The following is a 23,305-nucleotide window of genomic DNA, read 5'->3' on the forward strand; positions in this document are numbered from 1 at the left end:
CGACTTTGTGCCGCACTAGACGCCGAGATAGGTGTGGAGCTTGTCCATGTTGGCGGCGAGCTCCGAATTGGCAAATCCGTCAATGATCTTGCCGTGCTCGACAACGTAATAACGGTCGGCGACAGTGGATGCGAACCGGAAATTCTGCTCGACCAGAAGAATGGTAAAGCCCTCCTTCTTGAGCCGCGCGATGGTGTGGCCGATCTGCTGGATGATGACGGGCGCCAGGCCTTCGGTCGGCTCGTCCAGCATCAGGAAGCTTGCGCCGGTGCGCAGGATGCGCGCGATCGCGAGCATCTGCTGCTCACCGCCGGACAGCTTGGTGCCCTGGCTGTTGAGACGCTCCTTCAGGTTCGGAAACAGATCGAAGATCTGTTCGAGCGGCAATCCGCCGGCGCGCACCACCGGCGGCAGCAGCAGGTTCTCCCGCACGTCGAGGCTGGAGAAGATTCCCCGCTCCTCCGGACAGAACGCGATGCCCATGCGCGCGATCTTGTCGGAGGTCGCACGGATGATGTCCTGGTTGTTGAATCTGATCGAGCCGGTGCGCTTGCCGATGATGCCCATGATCGACTTCAGCGTGGTCGTCTTGCCGGCGCCGTTGCGCCCCAGCAGCGTGACGACCTCGCCCGCATTCACGTCGAAATCGATCCCGTGCAGGATGTGGGACTCGCCGTACCAGGCTTCCAGGTTGCGCACGGCGAGGATGTTGCCGCCGATCGCAGCCTTCGCCGGAGCGTCGGCAATCGCAGTATCAGGCATGACCGGCTCCCAGATAGGCTTCCTTGACGCGCTCGTCCTTGGTGAGTTCGCTGTAATGGCCTTGCGCCAACACCTGCCCGCGCGTCAGCACGGTGATGATGTCTGAGAGATTGGCCACCACGCTCAAATTATGCTCGACCATCAGGATGGTGTATTTCGCCGAGATGCGCTTGATCAGCGCGGCGATCTTGTCGATGTCCTCATGGCCCATGCCGGCCATCGGCTCGTCCAGGAGCATCATCTCGGGATCGAGCGCGAGCGTGGTTGCGATCTCGAGCGCGCGCTTGCGCCCGTAGGGCATCTCGACCGCCGGGGTATTGGCGAACTCGCTGAGGCCCACATCGCTCAACAATTCACGCGCGCGGTCGTTGAACTGATTCAGCACCGACTTGGAGCGCCAGAAATCAAACGAGCTGCCATGCTGGCGCTGAAGCGCGACGCGGACATTCTCCAACGCCGTGAGATGCGGAAACACCGCCGAGATCTGGAACGAACGCACCAGCCCCAGGCGCGCCACGTCCGCGGGCGCCATCGCGGTGATGTCCTGTCCCTTGTACAGGATTTTTCCGGCAGACGGTTTGAGGAACTTGGTCAGAAGATTGAAGCACGTCGTCTTGCCGGCCCCGTTCGGCCCGATCAACGCGTGGATACTCCCACGGCGAACCTTGAGCGCAACGTCGCGGACGGCAAAGAAGCCCGCGAACTCCTTGGTCAAGCCTTCCGTTTCGAGAATGAACTCATCGGCCAAACAAATTTCCCCCTGCCCGCGCAACGCGCCTGGCTATCCTTGTTTCCTTCGGCTTTCCGGAGGCCTTGGAGCCTTCCCGGAACGCCGCCTCCGCGCGCGGAATATGCCGGAGGTGACGGGGGTTAGGCAAGGCGGAAAGCTGAGCAGGTCAGGCCTCCGGCCGGGAGACTTATGCTCCCTTAGTCGGAGGTGTTTTGATGTCGCGCCTGCCCGGCCTCCCGGTTCGCAAGGCACCGGTCATCAACCGTCGATAACGGTGTTTGCTCCCGCGCGCCAGCCTTCATCGAAAATTTCGCGCGCGCCGCATCGGTCGCGTTCTCCAGCCGGTCGCGGCGCCGTCACCGATCGAGCTGTACTAGCTCTTGCGCGCTTTGACGCCGACTTCCTTGTCGTAAATATCCGGCTTGAAGCCGACCAGGAGCTTGCCGCCGATTTCGAGCACAGGTCGCTTGATCATCGATGGTTGCGCTAGCATCAACGCCAGCGCCTTCTTCTCGGTCAGGCCTTCCTTGTCCGCATCGGGCAGCTTCTTGAAGGTGGTGCCGGCGCGATTGAGCAGCGTCTCCCAGCCGAGCTTCTCGCTCCATTGCTTGAGCTTGTCCTTCTCCACGCCCGCGGCCTTGTAGTCGTGGAACTGATAGGCGACGCCATGCGTGTCGAGCCAGGCGCGCGCCTTCTTCATGGTGTCGCAGTTCTTGATGCCGTAGATGATGTTGGGCAAGACGTCCTCGCGCATGCGTCGTGTGATGCTGTGGCCGCGGCGTTGTACGAAACTCCAGTTCACGCGACAATATTGCGAGCGAGATTTCCAACTCCCTGAACGGACACATCATGCACGTCACTCACGACCCCGCCGCGGCCTCCTCGCCGACCATCGACTTCAACAGCTTTCTTGCGGTCGATATCCGCGTCGGCACCATCGTCGATGCAAAGCCGTTTCCGGAGGCTCGCAAGCCGGCGTGGCGGCTGTGGATCGATTTCGGCCCGGCCATCGGTGTGCGCAAGAGCTCGGCGCAGATCACAGAAAATCACCCGATCGAGACGCTGGTGGGGCAACAGGTCGCCGCCGTCGTCAATTTCCCGCCGCGCCAGATCGGCCCGGTCGTCTCGGAGGTGCTGACGCTCGGTTTCCCCGATGCCGACGGCAAGGTCGTGCTGGTGCAGCCAGGCAAGCCCGTGCCGAACGGCGGACGCCTGTTCTAGCTCACGGCCGCTTCGGAATGTTCAGCCCGCGCTGCACGGCGGGACGTGCGAGGCCGCGTTCGAGCCAGGCCGCGACCGACTTGAACTGGCTGAATTCGACGAGATCGCCGGCGCCGTAGAAGCCGACGAGATTGCGCACCCAGCCGAGCATGGAAATGTCGGCGATGGTGTAGTCGTGGTCCATGAACCATTGGCGGCCGGAGAGATGCGTCTCCATCACACCGAGCAGGCGCTTCGATTCGCCCGCGTAACGCTCAAGCGGCCGCTTGTCCTCAAAATCCTTGCCGGCGAATTTGTGGAAGAAGCCGACCTGGCCGAACATCGGCCCGATCCCACCCATCTGGAAATGCAGCCACTGGATGGTCTGGTAGCGGCGCGCGGCATCCTGCGGCAAAAGCTTGCCGGTCTTTTCCGCAAGGTATTGCAGGATCGCCCCGGACTCGAACAGCGGCAGCGGCTTGCCGCCGGGACCGTTGGGATCGAGGATCGCCGGGATCTTGCCGTTCGGATTAAGCGAGAGAAATTCGGGCGTCTTCTGGTCGTCCTTGCCGAAATCGACGAGATGGACCTCGTAAGGAAGCCCGATCTCCTCCAGCATAATCGAAACCTTGACGCCGTTCGGCGTCGGCAGGGAATAGAGCTGAAGCAACTCCGGATGTTTGGCCGGCCAGCGCTTGGTGATGGGAAAGGCGGAGAGATCGGACATCGGGACCCCGGCTTGGTGCGTCAGATGTCGCCTAATCTAGGAGAGCGGACGAATGACGCAAGGCCGGGCAGCCGTCGCACGATCTCGCCACGCGGAGTCCGCGTTACAATGGCCGCAGCAGATGACTGGTGGAATAGATGACATCGCGTTGCGCGCGTTGCTCGGTGAAGAGCTGCCCGGTGACGAGCAGTGCTCCGGCGAAAACGAGCGCGAGCATCGCGGTCGCGAATTGACTGGCATCATTCATCGCGGGACTTCTCTATGCGGTTCGCACGGGAAACGCCGCCCGACCATCGCCGGTTCCTTCACACCTCAAATAAATTGCCACATATTCCCGAATTTCGACTCGTCGGCCGGAGCTCAATAGTGGATCTCCATCCGCAGTCCGCGCGGATCGATCTGGTCCTCGCCGAGCCGCTGCGTGCTGTCGCGCGCCGCGACCGCGCAGGCACAGGCGTCAATGAGATCGTCACGCCCGATGCCGGTGCCGTGGCGCTGCGTCAGCCATTCCGGCAGGCGCGTGAAGCCGCGCTGCTCCAGAAGCGCGATGCGCTGCTGGCGGCCTTGCGCTGACGTCTTCCTTGCGAGCCGGGCGCGCCCTGCCAGATTCCAGAAGATCAATTCGGGATGCGCTTCTCCGACGATCGCCTGCCGCGCCGGCGTCATGATCTCGTCGACTTCCCTGATCTTGTCCCTGATGTTCCAGAGTTGAGCCGACACGCCCCGGCCCTTGCCCTCGCTCTTCCAGTAATGCCTGTTGGCGGCGGCCATGTCGGCAAACGTCCAGAGATCGCGGCGCGCGCCGAGAAACACGGCGGTGCCGACCAGCTCGCGGCCGCGCAAGTCGCACGCGCGGTAGCCGTTCGCGCGCAATCCGATCGGCATGTCGATCATCCCGCGCGCATGCGGTATCGCGAGCAGACGCGTGAGGCCGGGCGAATAATCGAAGCCATGCCGACCATGATCATCGATCCAGGCTGCGACCCAGCCGAAGCGGAGGCCGTCGAGGCCGAGATAGGTTGGCACGGATCGCCGACCGGCCTCCCTATGCATCAGCCCCCAACCGCTTGATAGGCCAGCCGCTTGAACTCGAAGAAGAAGGGATCCAGTAACCCATGTAGCGCTGGGCCATCAGCACACCGGCTGTATTGGCCTGCGGGCAGATCCACCAATGCGTGCCGGCAAGGCCGCCCCATTGGAATTCGCCAGTCGAATTCGGGGGATCAAAGGGCGTCGGCGCGAAGGTGACGGCGCCGCCGAGACCAAAGCCCTTGCCGGGGATCGGCCCGAGAGTGGCGAAGCGAATGACCTCGCCTGCCGGCAGCTGGTTCGTCATCATCTGCCGCAGCGTGTCCGGCTTCAGGAGCGCGTCCGAACCGGGCAACAGCGCGCGCACCAGCGCCAGCATGTCCGGCAGGGTCGAAACCAGTCCGCCGCCACCTGACAGCCGCGGGAACGGCCGCCGATAGGCTTGCGGATAAGGCACATCGTCGGCGCGCGTCAGCCCGGGCTTCATCGGATCGAGCACGTCGGCGCCATTGTAGAGGGCGACCAGCCTGCCCTGCTCCGCCTCTGGCACTGAAAAGTCGGTATCGGTCATTCCGAGCGGATCGAAGATGCGCATCTTGAGGAAAGCATCCAGCGACTTGCCCGAGACGACCTCGACGACACGCCCGAGCACGTCTGTCGCAACCGAATATTCCCAGCTCGTGCCGGGGTGATAGGACAGCGGCAGGTCGGCGAGCTGGTCGATCATGTCGGTCAGCGGCGTCAGCGGATTGAGCACGCGTGCTTCGTTGTAGGCTTTGAAAAGGACCGTCCCTGGATCGAAGAAACCGTAGCTAAGGCCCGAGGTGTGGGTCAGCAGCTGCCGGATCGTGATCGGGCTTTTCGCCGGCTCGACATCGGCAAGGCTCACAGCGCCCTGCTTCAGCACCTTGCGACCACCGAGTTGGGGCAGGAATTTTTCAACGGCGTCATCGACCCGGATGCGGCCTTCCTCGACCAGCAGCATGATCGCGCAGGTGACGAATATCTTGGTGTTGGAAAATGCCCGAAAAATATGGTCGGATCGGAGCGCAACGTTGACCTCGCGATCGGCGAAGCCGACGCATTGCTGATCGACGACCTCATGGCCGCGCAACACCGCCCAGGACGCGCCCGGAATGATCTCCTGATCGACGTAGCGCTGCATTGCCGTCCGCACGGCGGAAAAATCGGTCGTCCTGGCGTCCATGTGTTTCCCCGAATTGTCGTTGAGATGGGGTATAGCGCAAAATCACCGGATATGAAGCCCGGTGATTGGCGCTCATCCCTCTTTCATTAGCGCGGTCACGTACAGGCGGCGCCGGATTTTCATCCCCTGCCGCTGATACAGCGCGATCGCGGAGGCGTTGCTCGAAAACACGTGCAGGATTGGAATTTCGCCGCGCGCCTCGATCTGGCGCGCCACGGCCGCGAGCAACGCCTGCGCGTAGCCGCGGCCGCGATATGCGGGATGCACACAGACCGCTGTCATCTCGGTGAAATTGCCGGGCTTCATCCGTTCGCCGGTCATCGCGACCAGCTCGCCGCCGGCGCGGATGCCGAGGAACGTGCCGAGTTCGTGCGTGCGAGCGGCAAACGGGCCGGGCTTGGTCAGCTCGGTCAACGCCATCATGGCGGGAACGTCGGCTGCGCCGAGCGTCACAATCGTAGCATCGCGAAGCGGACTATCGGCCGGCGAGCCAATCATCTGCTCGCCGCTCTCCGCGAGCACGACCTTGAAGCCCGCGGGAACGTTGACGGGCTCCGGCGTGAACAGCGCGGCGACCTGCGAGCCCGACAGGAGGTCGCCGAGCGCGGCGAAGCTTGCGGCGGACATGTCGACCATATCGGCGAACGGCGTCATCGCGACGGGATAGCGCAGCGCGCGTGGGCCGCCCTCCGCCAGGCTTTTCTGGCGCGTCGTCAGCGCACTCCAGATCGGGCGATCCAGCAGCCGCTCATCACGATCCGACATCGGTTCTAGTCCTTGTCGAAGCTGACGATGACGGCAGCGTTGGCGATCAGGATGGGGTCGTTGGCCTGCTCCGTGGCCGAGGAATCTCGAGCCCGCCCTTGACCGCGTTGACGGTCACGGTGCCGTAGGCAGCTCCTTGGCGACGGCTTCCTTGTCGACGGCCTCGGGGTTCGGCACTGCGATCGTGACATCGACGAACATATCGTTCGCGGTCTTGCCGATCATCCGGAAAAACCCGAGGCTCGAATGCCTGATCGCATCCGACACCGCACGCTTGGCCGCTTTGGTGGCGTCCCTGCCGTGAACGTCGACGCCCATGCCCATTTCGGTGATACAGCGAACGCGAGTCATGTCATATTCCCGTGGTTGATTGATTGTTCGAATGTCGGCGATCGCGGATCGCGACACAAGTGCGGCTCAGATCTCGGCAAGCGGTTCTCGCCGAGAGCTCCGTCATTGCGAGCGCAGCGAAGGATCTTTCCGCGGCGACAGACTGGATTGCTTCGCTGCGCTCGCACTGACGATGTGGAAATCGTTTCGCCTCATCAAATCACATTTTCGATTCCTCCCGCGCCCTGCGAGGGCTCAGGTTCGTTGAACACCTTGGCTGTTGGCGACGGCGCGTGCCGATAGCGTGACGACACCGAGCAGCATGGCAAGCATGGCGAAGGCGACCGGCAGGCTGACGATATTTGCGATCAGCCCGATGCCGGCAGGTCCGACAAGGACGCCGGCATAGCCTGCCGTGGTGATCGCAGCGACCGCGAGCCCTGCCGGCATCGCGGTCTGTGCGCCCGCGCGCCGAAACAGCACCGGCACGAGATTGGACGCACCCGCGCCGATCAGCAGAAAGCCGGCCATCGCGATGGCGGCGATCGGCGCGGCGAGCAGCACGACAAACCCCATGATTGCGAGCAGGCTGCCCCAGAGGAGCGTCCTGCGGTCGCCGATCCGCGCGGTGACCGCGTCACCACCGAGGCGGCCTGCGGTCATCGCAATCGAGAACAGCATGTAGCCGAGGCCGCCCTGCGCGTCCGGCACCAGGCCGCGGCCGACCACGAGCAGCGCACCCCAGTCCAGCATGGCGCCCTCCACCAGGAAGGTGGTCGCGGCGAGCGCGGCCAACAGCAACACGATGCCGTGCGGCAGGACGAACAGCGGCCCCTCCTGCACCTGCACCCTCGCCAGCAACCGCGGCCAGGCCAGCCCCATGGTGATCAGCATCAGCATCGCGCAAATCAGGCTGCCCGCGAAGGCGCCGATTTGCAGCGACAGCAGCGCGGTCATCACCGCGGATCCGGCAAAACCACCGACGCTGAATAGCGCGTGAAAGCCGGACATCAGGGGACGTGCCGCTGCGCGCTCGACCTCGACGGCATGGATATTCATGGCGACGTCGATCGAGCCGAGCGCGGCGCCAAACGCGAACAGCGCCAGGCCCAGTGTCCAGGGGGTGCTCGCAAGCGTGAGCGACGGGAGGATGAAGGCCAGGCCGATGCCGCCCACAAGAATGATCGGCTTGCTGCCGTAGCGCGCGCTCAGCGCACCCGTCAGCAGCATCGCCACGACCGAGCCAATGCCTAGGCAGAGCAAGAGCAGACCAAGCACACCGTCATCGACCCCCAGCCGTTGCATCGCGAATGGCACCAGCGGGGCCCAACAGGCGATGCCAAAGCCGGCGACGAGAAACGAAAGGCGGGTCGCCAGCCGGGTTGCCGGGCGATCGGCAGAGGACATCGGTGGAAACTCCGGAAATTGGCTGCAGGCGGAGGGTGGTGGTCAAGAGCAAGGTAACGCCCAGGCGCGGGCGGTGAGCCATAAGGGCACAAACACTTACCCGCTCGCGGCCTCTGCCGTGCAGTGACAGTTCGCTGCGGCGAATTCGGGGCGGGCGGTGTCGTCCCACGTCACGATTTGTCGCGAGATCGCGGTCGACCGCACCATCACTGCCAACCGAGATGCGCCTCGAGGGTGCCGTTCGCCAACATCAAGGTGCCGCAGGCCGCGCCGTCTCCATGATTCGATTTCGTTCCGCGATCTGCGAACGTGTCACGCAATGGCCCCGCAGTTTTTCGAGGCTATCGTGGCGCGTCAACCTGCCGCGCGGCGCAAAGTCGTAGCCAAGGTGGAGAGTATGCCGGCCAGCCGGTCTGCGATCTCCGGAGACGGAAGCGGAACTCTGAGGCTTTGGGTGCCGCTGGTCGGGTCGCGTTCGATCCAGGGATGATTTGGCGAGCGGGAGTCCATCACGGCGCCGAAAAACTGCGCGCCCATCTGAACCAGCGCCTGCCAGGGATCGGAAGCTGCATCGTGAGCTGCCGACGCGTGTTCTGCGGCGGCTTGCGACACCGAAGCCTCGCTTGCGGGAACGCTCGCGGCCTCGACACCGCCGGTGCGGTCGGCCGGCCCAGCCTCCTCCGCGCTCGTGACCACCTCGCCGCTTCCCATGCTCCCGGTGACACTCTCGACACCCTTCATGAAGCGGGTCAGCCGCGACCCGCCCAGCGAGATCTCGTTGCTGCCGCCGTCGAGAATGCCTTCCGCCAGAGATCGCTTGAAGGCGAGGACCGACAGCATGCCTTCCTCGATGGTCCCCTTGGCGACGAAATTGACGATCTGGACCGGACGTCTCTGGCCGAGGCGATGGATGCGTGCGATGCGCTGCTCGAGAACGGCGGGATTCCACGGCAGGTCCATATTCACCAGCGTCGAGGCGTGCTGGAGATTGAGACCCGTGCTGCCCGCATCCGTCGACAGGAACACACGACAGTTCGGGTCATCCCGGAAGCGCTGGACCAGCTCCGGCCGCTTCTCTGACGGTATGCCGCCGTGGAAACTGACATAACCGATCCCGCGCGCTTCGAGGCGGCGGATCACGATGTCATGAGTGCGCGTCCACTGTGAAAACACAACCGCTTTGGCGTCCGGTGCGGCAAACAATTGATCCAGCAGTGCTGCAAGTTCGTCGGTCTTGACGCCGTGGTCGCTTTCCTGATCCAGCAGGTAGGTGCTGTTGCAGGACATCCGCATGTTCTGAAGTGCGCAGGCCAGCCGGCGCTGGTCCTTGTCTGAGAGAAATTTGGTCTTGCGCCAACGTTGCACGATCTTGGCCACGTCGTCGGCGTTCTCTCGATGCAGGTCCATCTGTGGGCCGGTCATCGGCACCAGCATGGTCTGATCGGTGCGGTCCGGCAATTGCCGTAACACTTCCGACTTGCGCCGACGGATCATGATCGGAGCGAGAGTGTCGCCGATCCTACCCAGATCTCGATAGCCCGTGACACGGCCGGTCTCATCCTCGACCTGATGTTCGTTCAGCAGCTTCCAGGTCGGTCCCAAGCGATGCTGATCGACGAACTGGACGATTGAGATCAGTTCTTCGAGCTTGTTCTCCAGGGGGGTTCCCGTAAGCACGATCGCATAGGGGCTGTCGATGCGCTTCAGCGCCCGCGCCGCGATCGTATTCCAGTTCTTGACCCGTTGGGCTTCATCGACGATGACCAGTTCCGGCGACCATGCGCCAATCAGGTCCAGATCCGGCTGGAGCTTCTCGTAGTTTGTGATCTTGCAGAAATCGTCCAGCAAATAGTCGTTCTGTCGTTGCGCGCGGCCACCGCCGATGACGCGGGCCCCGCGCTTGTCCTTTCGCCCGGAGAACCGGGCGATCTCGCTTTGCCACTGGTACTTGAGCGAGGTCGGGCAGATCACCAACACTCGCGACACGCCGAAGTGACGGGCCAGGATTTCGGTCGCCGCAATCGCCTGGATGGTCTTGCCCAACCCCATGTCGTCGCCGATCAGCGCCCGGCCGGCGCGAACCGCAAACAATGTCCCCTCAGCCTGATACGGATAGAGGTCCGCCTTCAGCAGTCGATGCAGCTTGGGATCTGCTGCCCCACGCGGAAACAATCGGGTGAGCTTCGCGGCGCGGCGCTCTGCATCCCGTTGTCCCGCGACGAAATCGAGCACATCGTCATAGGCGCGCAGCTCATGCCCGCTCTTCGACACCGCGCCGATGAAATCGTCGAGCTCGCTCAGACGATTTTCGGCCAGAATGCCGTCGCGCGCCGGATCGAACAGGCGAACGGCGGCCTTCTTCACGTCGGCCGGGCAATCGGTTCCGGCACGGAAATGAATGCTGCGTCGCCCCTGGTTGCGCAGATAGAGTTCCGAGAACGGCGGCTGGTATCCTCTTGCGAACGCCGTCTTGGCGCCGCGCTTCTTTTCCAGCTGGGCAAGCGTAAACTCGAGGTGCTTGCAGGTGCCGAGCTCGTTGGTGGCATAGTCCGGGCAAGAGCAGAAATTGCCGCCCGGGCCGCGGCCGCGCACCACTACGCGATAGCTCGATTTCGAAGCCGGGTTGGTGACCCTGAACTCCGAGAAGAACGGTTCGACGCCCAGATTCTCCAACAGGAAGGATTGCTCGCGACCGAATTGGCGGCGCAGCGCACGTTGCCACTCGATCGGCGATAGATCTGGCGGCGCGGCCATACGCGACAGCTTGGCCGGTTTGCGTGCTGCGGCGCGTCCTGTTGAAGATGTCATTTCGGGCTTCCGTCCTGCGCAGATCATGAGTGGTGCACCAGATAGTAGCGCCGGCGCAACCGCGGCAGAACCGGTTTCGGTTCGAAATCCACCGGCCAATTGACAGAGACAAATACCTGACTAAAGTCAGGCATCATGCTCGACCCCGTCTCCCGCGTCCGCCGCTTCAACCGTGCCGTCACCACCGCCGTGGGCGCGCTCGACAATTCGTTCCTCGGGCGCGGGCGGCCGCTGGGGGCAGCGCGCGTGCTCAACGCGATTGGGCATGGACGTTCGGACGTGGCCGAGATTCGCGACTATCTTGGGCTCGATTCGGGCTAATGAGCCGGCTGTTGCGCGGCCTCGAGGACGAAGGGCTGATCGAGACCGCGGCGCAGGAGGACGATGCGCGCCGGCGCGTCGTCCATCTGACGCGCGCGGGCCGGCGCGAGTTCAATGCTTACGAGGCGCTGTCGAACACGCAAGCCGACGGCTTCCTCGGCCGCCATTCGCAACGCGAGGCGCTGTTGGCGGCGATGGACCTGGTCGCCTCGGCACTGACACAGGACCGGATCGCGCTGGACGAGACGGACCCGCGCAGCGACGCCGCGCGCTATTGCCTCGGCGAGTATTATGCCGAGCTCGGCCGCCGCTTCAAGCAGGGGTTCGACGTCTCACTGTCGCGCGATCCCGACGCCAAGGACATGCGCCGGCCGCGCGGAACATTCGTGGTCGCGATGTCGGACACGCTGCCGATCGGCTGCGTCGGGCTGAAAGGAACCGATCACGGCTACGCCGAGATCAAGCGGCTGTGGGTCGCAACTGCCGCCCGCGGATTGCGGCTCGGCCGGCGCCTGATGGAGACCGCCGAGAATGCGGCGCGCGAGCTCGGCATCGGGCTGCTGCGGCTCGACACCAACAGCGCGCTGGCGGAAGCCGGCCAGCTCTACCGCCGGAGCGGCTGGCGCGAGATCCCGCGCTTCAACGACGACCCCTACCCGGACCTGTTCTTCGAAAAACGTCTCTGAGCGACGGCGTCGATTGCCCTGCTGCCGCGTTATGGCCGAAGCCGCAGGAGCATCGCCGTGACCCGATCAGACCTCGCCGATATCTATCGCAACTACATCGCCTGCCTGAACCGGCAGGACTGGGCGATGCTCGGACAATTCGTTCATGACGATGTCGCCCATAACGCGCGACAACTCGGACTGTCCGGCTATCGCGCGATGCTGGAGCGGGATTTTCGCGAAGTTCCGGACCTGCTTTTCAACATCGAGCTGCTGGTCTGCGATCCGCCCCACCTCGCCTCCCGTTTGAAATTCGATTGCACGCCGGTTGGAGAATTCCTGGGGCTCGACATCAACGGCAGGCGCGTGTCCTTCTGCGAAAACGTGTTCTACGAGTTCCGCGACGGAAAGATCTGGCAGGTGTGGGCCGTGATCGACAAGATCGCGATCGAGGCGCAGCTCTAGCGCGGCGCCTCGACCACACTCGCTCACGCCGGGACCGGCGCCGCCTGCTCTCGTGGCTTCGCGAACGGGCGGAAATTCATCGCCATCAGGAAGGCGCCGAGGCCCATCGCCCAGGAGCCGATATAGAGCCAGGCGTAGCTCGAGAACGCGTCGTAGATCAGGCCGCCGGCGAGCGGACCAGTCGCCATGCCGAGGCTGCCGGCCATCGCCGTGCCGCCGATCACCGTGCCCATGATCCGAAGCGGAAAGTTTTCCCGCACCAGCACGGCGTAGAGCGGCATCGTCCCGGCGTAGATGAAGCCGAATACGGCGGCGACCGTGTAGAAGGTCGCGAGCTGATGCGCGAAGACATAAGCCAGGGCGCCGAAAGCCTGCAACAGCAGCCCTGAGACCAGCACGCGCTTGGCGCCAAAGCGGTCGCCCATCAGGCCGAAGGCGATGCGACCGCCCAGGCCCGCAAGACCCTCGACGCTGTAGATCGTCACCGCCGCGATCAGCGGGATGCCGCAGCTCACGGCATAGCTGACGGTGTGGATGATCGGGCCGGAATGGGTGGCGCAGCAGAAGAAATTGGTCGCAAGCAGGATGATGAATTGCGGCGAGCGCAGCGCCTCGCCGACGGACAGCTCGCCCTGCGCAGCGCCCGCCGCCGACGGCGCGACTGGAGCGCGTGCCAGCGCCGGCGGACGGCGCACCAAGAGCGACACCGGAATCATGATGGCGCCGACCACCAAGGCCACGATCTGCATCGCGGTGCGCCAGTCATGGTTGGAGACGAGCCAGGCCGCGAGCGGCGCCATCGTCATCGGCGCCACGCCCATGCCGGCCGACACCAGCGACACAGCTAAGCTGCGATGGGTATCGAACCACCCGGTCACGGTCGCCATCATCGGCGCGAAGATCGCGGCGCAGGAGGCTCCGACCAGCAGCCCGAACACGAACTGGAACGCGATCAGTGACGTCGCATGGCTCGCCGCGAACAGGCTGAGCGCCAGCACCGTCGATCCCGTCAGCACCACGGGCAGCGGCCCGAACCGGTCGGTCGCGGTGCCCCAGGCCATGCTGGTGCAGGCCATCGCCAGAAAGCCGATCGTCATCGCGCTGGAGATGCCGGTCACCGACCAGCCCGTCTCTTTGGCGATCGGCTGCAGGAACACTGGCAGCGAAAACATGCCGCCGATCGCGACGCAGCCAAGCAAGCCGCCGGCGGCGACGATCACCCAGCGATAAGAGGAAGGTTTCATTTTGGTCTCCCGTCAGGTCTGTCTGGGTGGAAGACGAATGGGAACTTCGGCGGCCGACATCGGCAACCGACGATACCGCAAGATTTTTTTGGCCCGCAGAACAAAAAACGTAAAAAACAACCCCATGCACAGTAGCCGGCACGTGCGGGATCAATGACTTACGACCCCTGTCATGGATGACGTGAAGCCGCGATTTGACTCGTCGGGCAAAACACCGGCACAACGTCATCATCCCCCCAAACGCGATCGCTGAAGGCGCCTGCCACTTAGGCACGGCTACGCGTCGAACAACGCGTTCACATCCCCCTCAGTGAGAACCGACGCGATCCCGCCATCACGATCGAACAGGCCGTCGGCAAGCGCGCGCTTTCTGGCTTTGAGCTCGTCCATCTTTTCCTCGATCGTCCCGGCGGCCACCAGCCTGTAAACGAACACGGCCTTGTCTTGTCCGATCCGATAGGCCCGATCGATCGCCTGTTCCTCGACAGCGGGATTCCACCACGGATCGAAAATGACGACGGTATCGGCGGCGGTGAGATTGAGGCCGACGCCGCCCGCCTTCAGGCTGACCAGGAAGATCTCGGCAGCGCCATCCTGAAAGGTTTCGATTGCCGTCTTTCGGTCCCTGGTTTGACCGGTGAGAATGCTGTAGCGCAGCCCTGCCGTGTCGAGGCGCTGCCGGATCAGATCGAGCATGGAGGTGAATTGGGAGAAGATGATGATCTTGCGCCCTTCGCTGAGCAGCTCCCCCACCATGTCGATCAGGCGATCGAGCTTGGCCGACGGCCGTTCGACGCCGTCGTTCAGTTTCAGCAAGGCCGGATCGCAACAGGCCTGCCGCATCCGGAGCAGAGCTTCGAGCACCACGATGTGGCTCTTGGCAAGTCCGCGTTTTGCGATGGCCTCGCGCACCTTGCGCGACATCGTGAGCCGTATCGAATCGTAGAGATCGCGCTGCGGTCCTTCCAGCGCAATGGTCTCCACGATTTCGCTCTTGGCGGGCAAGTCCGTAGCCACCTCGGTCTTGGTACGGCGCAGCAAAAACGGCTTGACCCGCTGCGCCAACGCCGCGGTCCGTGCCTTGTCAGCACGCTTTTCGATCGGCGCGCGCCACTGGCGCGCAAAGGCCGCCTTGTCGCCGAGAAACCCGGGGTTGACGAAGCTCATGATCGACCAGAGCTCGCCGAGATGATTTTCCATCGGCGTGCCCGTGAGACAGAAGCGATGCTGCGCCTTGGTCTCGCGCAGAAATCGCGTGGTGGCGGCATCGGGATTCTTGACCGTCTGCGCCTCGTCCAGCACGGCCATGTGCCACTCCCGCGCCGGCAGGATTTCGCGATCCCGCGCGATCAGCGGATAGGTGGTCAGGACAAGATCGTGCTCCGCGATGGTGGGAAATTTGTGCTTGCGATCTGCACCGTGCAGGACGAGGACCTTCAGCTCCGGCGCGAACTTCTGCGCTTCGGCGACCCAGTTCGTCATCAGGCTGGTCGGCGCGACGACCAGAACCGGATTGGCCAAGTGACCTCGCGCTTTCTCCAGCGCGATCAAGGCCAGTATCTGGACGGTCTTGCCCAGCCCCATGTCGTCGGCGAGGATCCCGCCCAAGCCGCTCTCGCGGAGCAGGTCGAGCCATGCCACACCCTGCGCCTGATAGGGCCGAAGCGTGGCGCGAAAGGTCGGCGGCAGTTCCGGCGTCGTCAAGCCTCGCGCCTGGAGCAGGCCCGCGAGGTGGCGAAGATTGTCAGCTCCCCGGAAGGCGAAGCGCTCGTTCTCGACGCCGAGCAGCGGAACGACGTCGGCGCGCGACAGTCTGATCTTTCGGGAGGCGTCCTCGAAAGCGCCGCTCATACGGAGGCCATGCAGCGCCAGCACGAGCGGCAGGAAGCGATCCGCAGCCAGCGCGACATGCCGGCCGTCGGCCAGAGGCAGAAGGAAACGCTCGCCCCTGTCCGCGAGTGCCGTCAACGATTCGGGGCTGAAGCCGGGCGCCGAAACCAGCGCGGCCAACAGCGGCGCAAGATCGCGCCGCTCGCCTTCGATCTCGATGCCGAGTGACAGTTCGAACCAGTCGATGCCACTGGACTCGAACTCAGCGTCAAAATCGCCCGACGACTCCGCCAGCCGGAACGGAAAATCGTCGTCGACCAGGATCTCGAATCCCTCAGACCGCAGTTGCTCGGCGTGCAGAGCGAGAAAATCGAACCAGCCGTGCTGGTCGCGCAGCGTAAAGTCCATGGCATGGCGGTAATCGAGCATCGGAAGCAGCGACCTTGCCTCGATGAGCCCCGCGTCGGCGAGGCGCTTACGCGCTTGCCTCTCCTTCGGCTGACGACGGACGATCGCATAAACCTGCCCGCCCTGGAACAGCTCCAGTCGGCTCGCTCGCTGGCTCGGATCGATGCCGAACCCACCGTAGCGGAAGCCGAGGCTGGCCACGCCGGCCGGGCCTGACTGTTCGTTCTTGTTGCGATAGTAATAGTAGCTTGCACCGACATGACCCAGCTTCAGCCGCAGCACGGGACGCGGATCTTCGTCGATGAGCACTGCAGCCGCCGGTGGCACCGGCAGCAGACCGTGGTGAAGCTCAGGCAGCCTCTGGCTGAGGCGGCGCGACACTTCTTCGAGTTGTGCGCGGGGAATGGAGGGCGCAGCCAGGAACTGGCAGGCGAGCCGAGGCGGCAGGCCGAGTTGGACGGGCCCGATCACATTGCGGGCTTCGTCGACATAGACCGGCGGTTCGGCGTTCAACGCGACCGCTCCCGATACGACGAGGGTCGGTGCAACACCCTTGCCGCGCCCTGGCTGCCATTCGATCCGGCCCTCGCGCGCGTCGCCCCAGCTCAACGGCGCTCCCTTGTGGTCAAGCCAGAATGCGCGGCCGGTCGCGACAATCCGGCGCAGAAACTCCTCCGAATACGGCCCCTGAGTGTAGTGGTTGCGTAAACGGCCGGATATCTCCGTCACAATATCGACGTCGACGTCGCGGAAATATTTTGGCGCCCGGTCCGGCTTGAATTCGTAAGGACTGGGACTGCTATAGTTGGCGGCATACGCTCCACCCTTGCGCAGCTGGACCGATCGCAGGGACACCGCGAGATAGGGCATCGGGCCGTCCGACGCCTGCAGGCAATACAGCAATCGCGGGCCCTCGTCCGCGGCATCATCGCTGCTCCGTACCGCGCGGCCCACATTGTCGATCCAGCTGTTGACCTCGACGCCGAGGACCGGCGGAGCCGAGGTCGCTTGCGCCAGAGCGGGCTTGGCTACCTGCGGGGTTGGCACAGGAGCCAGTTTCGACGGCTCGTTGCCGCTCAGCGCTTCAAGCAGGGTCGCCGCGACATGCTTGCAGTTGAGGGCCATCGGACAACTGCAATCGCCATCCATGTCGACGAGCCTGCCACGGTCGAACGTTAACGCGATGTCGACGCGATAATTCCTGGACTCGCTGCCTCGCACCTGGGAACTGACGTGTGTCAGGTCGTCGCTGACGTCCACCGCCGAGACCCGGCCCTGCGCCTGATAGGCGTGCGCCTTCTCCATCGCCGAGCGGCTGAAATAAGTATAGATTTCTTTGCGCTTGAGAACGTCCGAGAGCACTTGCAGCGATTCCGCGACCCAGCTTTCCAGCTAGTATAACCGTTTCGGCTGGAGCGTTGTAGTCGCGGAATCCGCTTCGCCCGCGGAGAGCCCGTCGGCGCCGGCCGGAATCACCCGTCAAGTCATTGCCGTAGAGCGCTGAGAGGATGGATGCATCGATCGGAGGCGAGTGGTAGGAGCCTGCATGACCATCCGCCCCATCGTCCGCTATCCCGACCGCCGGCTCGCGATCCCGGCACGCCCCGTGACCGAATTCAACGACGCGCTACGCGAACTTGCTGCGGATCTGCTCGAGACCATGCGGTCCGCGCCCGGCATCGGCATCACCGCGCCGCATATCGGCGTGCCCTTGCGCGTCGTCGTGCTCGAGCTCGACGCCAGAGGCGGCGCGCAGACCTACGTCAATCCCGCGGTTGAATGGGCCTCGCCCGAGGTGATCATGCATCGCGAGGGCAGCGTCTCGATGCCCGGCGTCAACGACGAGGTCCAGCGCCACGCGCGCGTGCGGATCAACTATCGGGATCTCGACGGCAACATGAACACGGAGGAGTCGGACGGCTTGCGCGCGGTGTGCCACCAACACGAGATCGACCAGCTCGACGGGATGTTCTGGATCCAGCGGCTGTCCCGGCTGAAGCGGGATCGGCTGCTGAAGAAGTTCGAGAAAATGTCGCGGAACTCGTAGTTGTGGTCCCGATCTTGAATTCCGCGGTCCAAAGCACGACGATAGCAGGATGCTGCTCGTGCGCGCCTTTGCGGGACTCGTCTTCCTTTTCGCGACCATCTCCGTCGTGCTATTCGGCTCGGCGGGGACACTGCACGTCGGCCGCGCCTGGATGACCTTGGCAGTGTTTTTGGATGCGCCGCGGCGATCACCGTCTGGCTGTGGCTTCACGACAAGGCGCTGCTGGAACGGCGCGTGAAGGCCGGACCGGGGTCTGAGCCCGATCCGATCCAGAATGTCGTCCAGGCGCTGGCAGGACTCGTATTCATTGCGACCTTTGCCATACCGGGGCTCGACACGCGCTTCGGCTGGTCACACGTGAGCCTCGCCCTTTCGGTGGCTGGTGCGGGGATAATCGCCATCGGGTTCCTGATTGTTTTCCTCACCTTCCGGGAGAACACGTTCACTGCCGGAACCATCGAGATCGCGGAGGGCCAGCAGGTGATCGTCACTGGTCCCTATGCGATCGTACGCCACCCGATGTACTCGGGTGCGCTGGTCATGGCTGCGGGGATACCTCTGGCGCGTGGCTCGTGGTTTGGGCTCCTCCCGGCCGCACTGCTGGTCCCGGTTCTCGTCTGGCGACTGATGCGCGAGGAGGCGTTGCTGCTGGCCCATCTAGCCGGCTACAACGATTATTGCGACCGCGTGGGCTACCGATTGGTGCCGATGTTCTGGTAGGTGTCGACGGCGGCGACTATCGCGCTCTATGGCGGGTCGCCGTCCCCGCAGCCCAGTTCGATTCACTCTGCCCCCCTGACGCAGGGCAATTGCATATGGCGTGCACGATGCGGCGGTACCGGCAGTGGGCTCCCTCTCCCGCTTGCGGGTTGTGAAATCCATATGCGATAGCCCTGTCCCCTGACGGACGGCACCTTATCCCCTAACGAACGACTCGGCTGTCCAAAACGGATCGATGGACAAGCCTGCGAGAGCGGTTATCCGCTTGGCTCGATAAGCGGCCTCGTACGGGCGGTGCATATATGCACAACCGATGTCGAGGATTCCGCAGTACCGCTTCGTGGTGCACTCCCCAATTAATTCCACGATGAGGCGGTAGCATGCGTCTTGCTTCGCGGTCGGGCGGCCTCCTTACCAAGATCAATCGAGAAAATAGAGGTCGAAATGCACGAGGCAATCAGGTGGCCGCAGGACATGACTCCCAGCCGGTCGCCGATTCATTTCACAAACGAGCTAGAGGTCGCAGCATCTCCCGAAACGATCTGGTCGCTGCTCGTGGATACCGCCGCCTGGCCGAGCTTCTACCCGGGTGTCGAACATGTCGAATTGCTGGGCGGGCATCAGCAGTTGCGCCTGGGCACACGTTTCGAAACCAATCTGGCCGGCCAGGACGTCTACGCCTCCGTGCAGGAATTCGAACCGATGACGCGCATCGCCTGGGGCGGCGGCCCCAAGGCGTCGCCAGAGTCCAGAGCCTATCACGCCTGGATCATCACGCCCACGCCAAATGGGACTCACCTCTGGACCGAAGAAACGATGCAGGGACCACTGTGGATCGAGCTGGCGAAGCAGGCTCCCGACATCTTTTGGCGCACGCATCAGAAGCTTCTGGAAGATCTCGCGAAGGTCGCCACACAGGGCGGCAACTCTCCCACGCGATAAACGGCCGGGATAATCAGCATCAACGCAGAAAGGCGGTCAGCTCGTGCAGGCGCGGGACAAGAGCTGGGCGTCATTGATCTCCCGGGATCTGTTCAAAAGGACAAATGAACCATGTACGACCATGTCAACTGGCCGAAGCAGTATGACCCCAGAACGTCGGCCATCTATGCGCTGAACGACATGGACATCAAGGCGCCGCCTGAAGTGGTCTGGAAGCTGCTCGTCGATGCCGAGAATTGGTCGAGCTACTTTCCCGCCGAAGATCAGGTCCATATCCTGACCGGTGAGCCGGAACTGGCGCTCGCAACCAGATACAGCCGGGTGACGGTTGGATTCCCGATGAGTCTGGTCGTGACGGAGTGCGAGCCGTTCCGCAGGCTCGCGTGGGCAACGACAGTCGATGGCGACGAGACCGGCTCGAGCGCGTACCACGGTTGGGTCATCACACCGACGGCCAATGGCTGCCATGTGCTGACCGAAGAGACGCAGCAAGGCCCGTGGTTCCTCGAAGAACTCGGACGCAAATATCCCGGTGCGCTCTATCGCTATCACCAGGAATGGGTCGAAAGCCTCGCCCGCGCATCGGAGGCAGAGGTCGCGAAGACGTCAGCTTGATGCTGTCTGTCCGAGTCGCTTTCGACCGAAGGTGACAATGCGCGTGTCTAGTCCAGATCAGCGCATGATCGCCGCACCTCTTCAATCGGAGATAAATGAGATGAATATCGACTTCAACGGCCGCAAGGCGATCATTACCGGATCCACCGCTGGTATCGGCCGCGCCACGGCGGAGGGACTAGCCCTTGCCGGCGCATCGGTCGTCATCAACGGCCGTGGCGATGCACGGGTCAACGATGCGGTACGGCAGATGCGGCAGGCCTTTCCCGGAAGCGACATCTCGGGAGTTGCCGCCGATCTTGCAACAGCGGAGGGTGCCGAAGCCCTGATCGCACGAGCGCCGGACGCCGATATCCTCGTCAACAATTTGGGTACGGCTCACATCCGGGACTACAATGGCATCGAGGACTTCGCGAAGATCCCCGACGAGGACTGGCTTGGCCTCTTCCAATTGAACGTCATGAGTGGCGTGCGCGTGACCCGTCATTACCTGCCGCGGATGGTGGCGAAAGGCTGGGGCCGCGTCGTGTTCGTGAGTAGCGAGTCCGCAGTCAACATCCCCAAGGAAATGCTCGACTACGGCATGACCAAAACAGCTCAGCTCGCGGTCTCGCGCGGGCTTGCCGAGGCGGTGGCGGGCACGGGCGTCACGGTCAACGCCGTCCTGCCGGGACCTACCCGCTCCGAGATCCTGGGCAACTTCATGGCCAAGCAGGCCGAAGCAAACGGAACCACGCAGCCGAGCAGGGCTTCCTGAAGGCGATGCGTCCCACCACCCTCATCCAACGCTTCGCGACCACCGATGAGGTGGCCAACATGATCGTCTACGCTTGCTCGGAGCAGGCTTCGGCGACAACCGGCGCGGCTCTGCGGGTGGATGGCGGCGTCGTTCGTTTCGTCGCGTAGCAGGGCGACCAAATTGTTCCGTTCGCCCGCTCGGGTCCGCACCTCAGGCAATTTATTACACCATCGCGGCCGCGCCCTTACGCGGTTTTCAGTTCCAGTGCAGCGACTGTCAACGCGACACCGGAAGCGGTCACAGCTCCGTCTCCGTGTTCGCGCGCAACGCGGTCTCGGTGACCGGCGAGCTGCGCGAAATCGCGCGTACTTCCGACAGCGGCGCCGTCAAGCGCAAGGGGTTTTGTCCAAATTGCGGCTCGCCGATCTACAACCAGCCGGAGGAAAAGCCGGACTACATCGGCATCTATGTCGGCACGCTGGACGATGCCAGCACATTCAAGCCATCCGTCGTGCTGTTCTGCTCGCGCGGATACGACCGGGATCGTCTCGATCCTGAGATCCCCAAACTTCCGGAATGGCATCCGGTATCGAAATAGATGGAGTCGCGACCAAAATCGGTCGGGAGAACAAGACGGCTGAAACCCGGATTGAGCTTGCAGGATTGGGGGCGCAGCGATGCCCATCCTCGATCGGTTGAACCGAAGGTGCTGCGACGACGACTACAGAAGCGCACGGTCCCTGTGCTCAAAACGCTCATCGGTGTTCCGATGATCGGACGGTGCAGTCTGCTGTTCTTCGACTTCAGGGGGTGAGCGTGGAGACGTACCGCACCGGTGGAATGACCGCGATAGCTGTGCTCAACGTCATCTTGGGCGGCATCGGAATCCTCAACGGGTTATTCCTGCTTCTCGGCGCCCTCTACCTCATGGCCGAGTTATTGCGATTGGGCGCTTTCTACATCCCGATAGCCCGCCTGGCGTTCTGTCTCCTGATTTTGGCAACGGGAGTCGTCGGGCTCGTCGCAGGAACCGGAATATTCAGACTGCGCTCGTGGGCGCGCGCATTGAGCCTTGTCTACGCTGGACTGCTGTTCCTTTCGTCTGCGCTTTCCTACCTTACCGTCCCTGTTATCGCGACCATCGGTAGCTACGACATGGGTTCGATCAGTACAGACGGCTTGGTACGGCTGATCATATTCGGCGCAATATACGTTGGATTCCCCATTCCCTATTCTGTTCTTTTGTGCGTCGTTTTCTACAAGCCTGCATGGAAGGCCGCCTTCGCAAGAGGCGGGACGGCATAGTGCAGCGCGTAGGAGGGTGGAGCGCTGCGAAACCCATCAGCTCCTTTGTGGAAGAGCGATCACGGGTTTCGCTTCGCGCGACCCATCCTACACCTGGAGGGCGCGCTATTTCAGCGGCAGAAAAACCTGCGCGACCGCCTCGTGCTCCGGCACCTCCGGGAACAGGCTCAGCCGCTGGCAATAGATCGGGAAGTCGCGGGCCTCCTCGCCGCTGGCCGGAAGCCAGTCGCGGTAAAGATACAGCGCGGCGGGCTCCAGATTGTCGGTGTTGCCGATGACGCGCAGCACCGCACAACGTCCGCCGGGGATCTCGCCGGCCTTGATCTGTTCGCCGTTTGCCTCGATCGGCTGTTCGGTCGCGACGCAAAGGTCCGTGCAGTAATCGGCAGGCGACGCGGGACGCCGCTCGGATCGCCAGACAGTGAAGGTGGGACTCGTGCTGGGGTGCAGACCCGCTTTCTTGCGCCACGCGATGAAGCGCTGGATGGTGGCGCCGAGCGTCGCGGGGCTCCCCCGATGCTCCATGATCGCCACCCGTGTGGGAGGCACGTCGCGTATCGTCACGTCGTCAGTGGTAAAAGTCTTCATGAGTTTGCTCCTGGCGCGGTCGAGAGGCCCGAAGGCCGCAAGCCACGGCTCCCAGTCGGGAGAATTCCGGAACGACGACGGCGATTGCCCGAACCGTTGCCGAAAGGCGCGGGCGAAGGCGTCGGGTGCGTCGTAGCCGGCATCCATCGCGATCTCCGTGACGCTTTGGCCGTCCGTGTAGGCCAGCCAATGCGACGCGCGCTTCAGACGGGCAAGCTGGACATAGCGATGCACGGACAACCCGAAGGCCGCGGTGAACTGCCGGTGGAAATGAAATTTCGAGAAGGCCGCAACGCCGCTCACCGTGTCGAGGTCCAGATCGCTTTCGAGGTGCCGGTCGAGATAGTCCAGCACCCGCCGCATCCGGGCCTGATAGTTTTCAAGCGCCGCCTTCATCGTCCCTCCTCCGTGGCGGCTCCAGTTAGTCGCTGACGGCTGCGAATTGCTCGAC

Annotated in this window: 21 protein-coding genes and 4 pseudogenes; 11 read left to right on the forward strand and 14 right to left on the reverse strand. The window is 63.4% G+C overall.

Features of this window, described 5'->3' with window-relative positions:
• Nucleotides 1-15: 15 nt before the first annotated feature.
• The 3 genes from AB8Z38_RS08920 to AB8Z38_RS08930 form a co-directional block, all read right to left on the reverse strand.
• On the reverse strand, nucleotides 16-762 hold the full coding sequence (locus tag AB8Z38_RS08920; RefSeq protein ID WP_369724339.1) for an ABC transporter ATP-binding protein: 747 nt from the start codon (nucleotides 760-762) through the stop codon (nucleotides 16-18).
• Complete coding sequence (locus AB8Z38_RS08925) at nucleotides 755-1,510, reverse strand: ABC transporter ATP-binding protein (RefSeq protein WP_369724341.1); 756 nt, start codon at nucleotides 1,508-1,510, stop codon at nucleotides 755-757. The genes AB8Z38_RS08920 and AB8Z38_RS08925 overlap by 8 nt, the downstream gene beginning before the upstream one ends.
• A gap of 355 nt (nucleotides 1,511-1,865) precedes the next feature.
• Nucleotides 1,866-2,231: an ArsC family reductase gene (locus AB8Z38_RS08930; protein WP_369726784.1), complete on the reverse strand. Its 366-nt coding sequence runs from the start codon at nucleotides 2,229-2,231 to the stop codon at nucleotides 1,866-1,868.
• A 110-nt stretch (nucleotides 2,232-2,341) separates the two neighbouring features.
• On the opposite strand from AB8Z38_RS08930, the gene AB8Z38_RS08935 reads away from it, so the two are divergent.
• Nucleotides 2,342-2,713 (forward strand): tRNA-binding protein, encoded by a 372-nt coding sequence (locus tag AB8Z38_RS08935; protein WP_369724343.1) that lies wholly within the window; start codon nucleotides 2,342-2,344, stop codon nucleotides 2,711-2,713.
• Between the two features lies 1 nt (nucleotide 2,714).
• On the opposite strand, the gene AB8Z38_RS08940 is transcribed toward AB8Z38_RS08935, so the two are convergent.
• From AB8Z38_RS08940 to AB8Z38_RS08975, 8 genes and pseudogenes are all read right to left on the reverse strand, one after another.
• Nucleotides 2,715-3,419, reverse strand: coding sequence for a glutathione S-transferase family protein (locus tag AB8Z38_RS08940; protein WP_369724344.1), 705 nt, complete (start codon nucleotides 3,417-3,419; stop codon nucleotides 2,715-2,717).
• A gap of 103 nt (nucleotides 3,420-3,522) precedes the next feature.
• Nucleotides 3,523-3,666: a hypothetical protein gene (locus AB8Z38_RS08945; protein WP_369724346.1), complete on the reverse strand. Its 144-nt coding sequence runs from the start codon at nucleotides 3,664-3,666 to the stop codon at nucleotides 3,523-3,525.
• 113 nt (nucleotides 3,667-3,779) lie between these two features.
• A complete protein-coding gene (locus AB8Z38_RS08950; RefSeq protein WP_369724347.1) occupies nucleotides 3,780-4,445 on the reverse strand; it encodes a DUF429 domain-containing protein in 666 nt (221 codons plus the stop codon).
• Between the two features lie 26 nt (nucleotides 4,446-4,471).
• A pseudogene (locus tag AB8Z38_RS08955) lies at nucleotides 4,472-5,655 on the reverse strand (serine hydrolase domain-containing protein).
• Nucleotides 5,656-5,727: 72 nt separating this feature from the next.
• Entirely contained in the window at nucleotides 5,728-6,420 is a 693-nt protein-coding gene (locus AB8Z38_RS08960) for a GNAT family N-acetyltransferase (protein WP_369724349.1), read from the reverse strand.
• Nucleotides 6,421-6,425: 5 nt separating this feature from the next.
• Nucleotides 6,426-6,771 (reverse strand): annotated as a pseudogene (locus AB8Z38_RS08965) (Lin0512 family protein).
• Between the two features lie 234 nt (nucleotides 6,772-7,005).
• On the reverse strand, nucleotides 7,006-8,157 hold the full coding sequence (locus tag AB8Z38_RS08970) for an MFS transporter (RefSeq protein WP_369724350.1): 1,152 nt from the start codon (nucleotides 8,155-8,157) through the stop codon (nucleotides 7,006-7,008).
• A 354-nt stretch (nucleotides 8,158-8,511) separates the two neighbouring features.
• Entirely contained in the window at nucleotides 8,512-10,965 is a 2,454-nt protein-coding gene (locus tag AB8Z38_RS08975) for a DEAD/DEAH box helicase (protein WP_369724352.1), read from the reverse strand.
• Nucleotides 10,966-11,100: 135 nt separating this feature from the next.
• Here AB8Z38_RS08975 and AB8Z38_RS08980 point away from each other — a divergent pair.
• Nucleotides 11,101-11,972, forward strand: a pseudogene (locus tag AB8Z38_RS08980) (GNAT family N-acetyltransferase).
• A 57-nt stretch (nucleotides 11,973-12,029) separates the two neighbouring features.
• On the forward strand, nucleotides 12,030-12,416 hold the full coding sequence (locus AB8Z38_RS08985; RefSeq protein WP_369724354.1) for an ester cyclase: 387 nt from the start codon (nucleotides 12,030-12,032) through the stop codon (nucleotides 12,414-12,416).
• A gap of 23 nt (nucleotides 12,417-12,439) precedes the next feature.
• Here the strand turns inward: AB8Z38_RS08985 and AB8Z38_RS08990 are convergent, their stop codons facing one another.
• On the reverse strand, nucleotides 12,440-13,660 hold the full coding sequence (locus AB8Z38_RS08990) for an MFS transporter (protein WP_369724356.1): 1,221 nt from the start codon (nucleotides 13,658-13,660) through the stop codon (nucleotides 12,440-12,442).
• Between the two features lie 276 nt (nucleotides 13,661-13,936).
• A complete protein-coding gene (locus AB8Z38_RS08995) occupies nucleotides 13,937-17,260 on the reverse strand; it encodes an SNF2-related protein (protein ID WP_369724358.1) in 3,324 nt (1,107 codons plus the stop codon).
• Between the two features lie 184 nt (nucleotides 17,261-17,444).
• On the opposite strand from AB8Z38_RS08995, the gene AB8Z38_RS09000 reads away from it, so the two are divergent.
• The 8 genes and pseudogenes from AB8Z38_RS09000 to AB8Z38_RS09035 all read left to right on the forward strand — a co-directional run bounded on the left by AB8Z38_RS09000 (nucleotide 17,445) and on the right by AB8Z38_RS09035 (nucleotide 22,266).
• Nucleotides 17,445-17,945 (forward strand): peptide deformylase, encoded by a 501-nt coding sequence (locus AB8Z38_RS09000; RefSeq protein WP_369724360.1) that lies wholly within the window; start codon nucleotides 17,445-17,447, stop codon nucleotides 17,943-17,945.
• A 49-nt stretch (nucleotides 17,946-17,994) separates the two neighbouring features.
• On the forward strand, nucleotides 17,995-18,183 hold the full coding sequence (locus tag AB8Z38_RS09005) for a hypothetical protein (protein ID WP_369724362.1): 189 nt from the start codon (nucleotides 17,995-17,997) through the stop codon (nucleotides 18,181-18,183).
• On the forward strand, nucleotides 18,180-18,665 hold the full coding sequence (locus tag AB8Z38_RS09010) for an isoprenylcysteine carboxylmethyltransferase family protein (RefSeq protein WP_369724364.1): 486 nt from the start codon (nucleotides 18,180-18,182) through the stop codon (nucleotides 18,663-18,665). The genes AB8Z38_RS09005 and AB8Z38_RS09010 overlap by 4 nt, the downstream gene beginning before the upstream one ends.
• 444 nt (nucleotides 18,666-19,109) lie before the next feature.
• A complete protein-coding gene (locus AB8Z38_RS09015; protein ID WP_369724366.1) occupies nucleotides 19,110-19,607 on the forward strand; it encodes an SRPBCC domain-containing protein in 498 nt (165 codons plus the stop codon).
• Nucleotides 19,608-19,718: 111 nt separating this feature from the next.
• On the forward strand, nucleotides 19,719-20,222 hold the full coding sequence (locus AB8Z38_RS09020) for an SRPBCC domain-containing protein (protein ID WP_369724367.1): 504 nt from the start codon (nucleotides 19,719-19,721) through the stop codon (nucleotides 20,220-20,222).
• Between the two features lie 100 nt (nucleotides 20,223-20,322).
• A pseudogene (locus AB8Z38_RS09025) lies at nucleotides 20,323-21,128 on the forward strand (SDR family NAD(P)-dependent oxidoreductase).
• Complete coding sequence (locus AB8Z38_RS09030; RefSeq protein WP_369724369.1) at nucleotides 21,053-21,559, forward strand: GFA family protein; 507 nt, start codon at nucleotides 21,053-21,055, stop codon at nucleotides 21,557-21,559. Before AB8Z38_RS09025 ends, AB8Z38_RS09030 begins: the two are co-directional and overlap by 76 nt.
• A 218-nt stretch (nucleotides 21,560-21,777) precedes the next feature.
• Complete coding sequence (locus AB8Z38_RS09035) at nucleotides 21,778-22,266, forward strand: hypothetical protein (RefSeq protein ID WP_369724371.1); 489 nt, start codon at nucleotides 21,778-21,780, stop codon at nucleotides 22,264-22,266.
• Between the two features lie 105 nt (nucleotides 22,267-22,371).
• On the opposite strand, the gene AB8Z38_RS09040 is transcribed toward AB8Z38_RS09035, so the two are convergent.
• Nucleotides 22,372-23,250 carry a GyrI-like domain-containing protein gene (locus AB8Z38_RS09040; RefSeq protein ID WP_369724373.1) on the reverse strand — a complete coding sequence of 293 codons (879 nt, stop codon included), beginning with the start codon at nucleotides 23,248-23,250 and terminating at the stop codon, nucleotides 22,372-22,374.
• Nucleotides 23,251-23,305: the final 55 nt, after the last annotated feature.

It is taken from the genome of Bradyrhizobium sp. LLZ17 (assembly GCF_041200145.1).
In the GTDB taxonomy this organism is placed as follows: domain Bacteria; phylum Pseudomonadota; class Alphaproteobacteria; order Rhizobiales; family Xanthobacteraceae; genus Bradyrhizobium.

Bases quoted from the DNA above. Each gene is read 5' to 3' on its own strand.
- AB8Z38_RS08975 (WP_369724352.1), bottom strand. From the start codon at position 10,965: ATGACATCTTCAACAGGACGCGCCGCAGCACGCAAACCGGCCAAGCTG.
- AB8Z38_RS08935 (WP_369724343.1), top strand. From the start codon at position 2,342: ATGCACGTCACTCACGACCCCGCCGCGGCCTCCTCGCCGACCATCGAC.
- AB8Z38_RS08940 (WP_369724344.1), bottom strand. From the start codon at position 3,419: ATGTCCGATCTCTCCGCCTTTCCCATCACCAAGCGCTGGCCGGCCAAA.
- AB8Z38_RS09015 (WP_369724366.1), top strand. From the start codon at position 19,110: ATGCACGAGGCAATCAGGTGGCCGCAGGACATGACTCCCAGCCGGTCG.
- AB8Z38_RS09040 (WP_369724373.1), bottom strand. From the start codon at position 23,250: ATGAAGGCGGCGCTTGAAAACTATCAGGCCCGGATGCGGCGGGTGCTG.
- AB8Z38_RS08920 (WP_369724339.1), bottom strand. From the start codon at position 762: ATGCCTGATACTGCGATTGCCGACGCTCCGGCGAAGGCTGCGATCGGC.
- AB8Z38_RS08945 (WP_369724346.1), bottom strand. From the start codon at position 3,666: ATGAATGATGCCAGTCAATTCGCGACCGCGATGCTCGCGCTCGTTTTC.
- AB8Z38_RS09020 (WP_369724367.1), top strand. From the start codon at position 19,719: ATGTACGACCATGTCAACTGGCCGAAGCAGTATGACCCCAGAACGTCG.
- AB8Z38_RS08990 (WP_369724356.1), bottom strand. From the start codon at position 13,660: ATGAAACCTTCCTCTTATCGCTGGGTGATCGTCGCCGCCGGCGGCTTG.
- AB8Z38_RS08970 (WP_369724350.1), bottom strand. From the start codon at position 8,157: ATGTCCTCTGCCGATCGCCCGGCAACCCGGCTGGCGACCCGCCTTTCG.
- AB8Z38_RS09000 (WP_369724360.1), top strand. From the start codon at position 17,445: ATGACCATCCGCCCCATCGTCCGCTATCCCGACCGCCGGCTCGCGATC.
- AB8Z38_RS09005 (WP_369724362.1), top strand. From the start codon at position 17,995: ATGCTGCTCGTGCGCGCCTTTGCGGGACTCGTCTTCCTTTTCGCGACC.
- AB8Z38_RS08960 (WP_369724349.1), bottom strand. From the start codon at position 6,420: ATGTCGGATCGTGATGAGCGGCTGCTGGATCGCCCGATCTGGAGTGCG.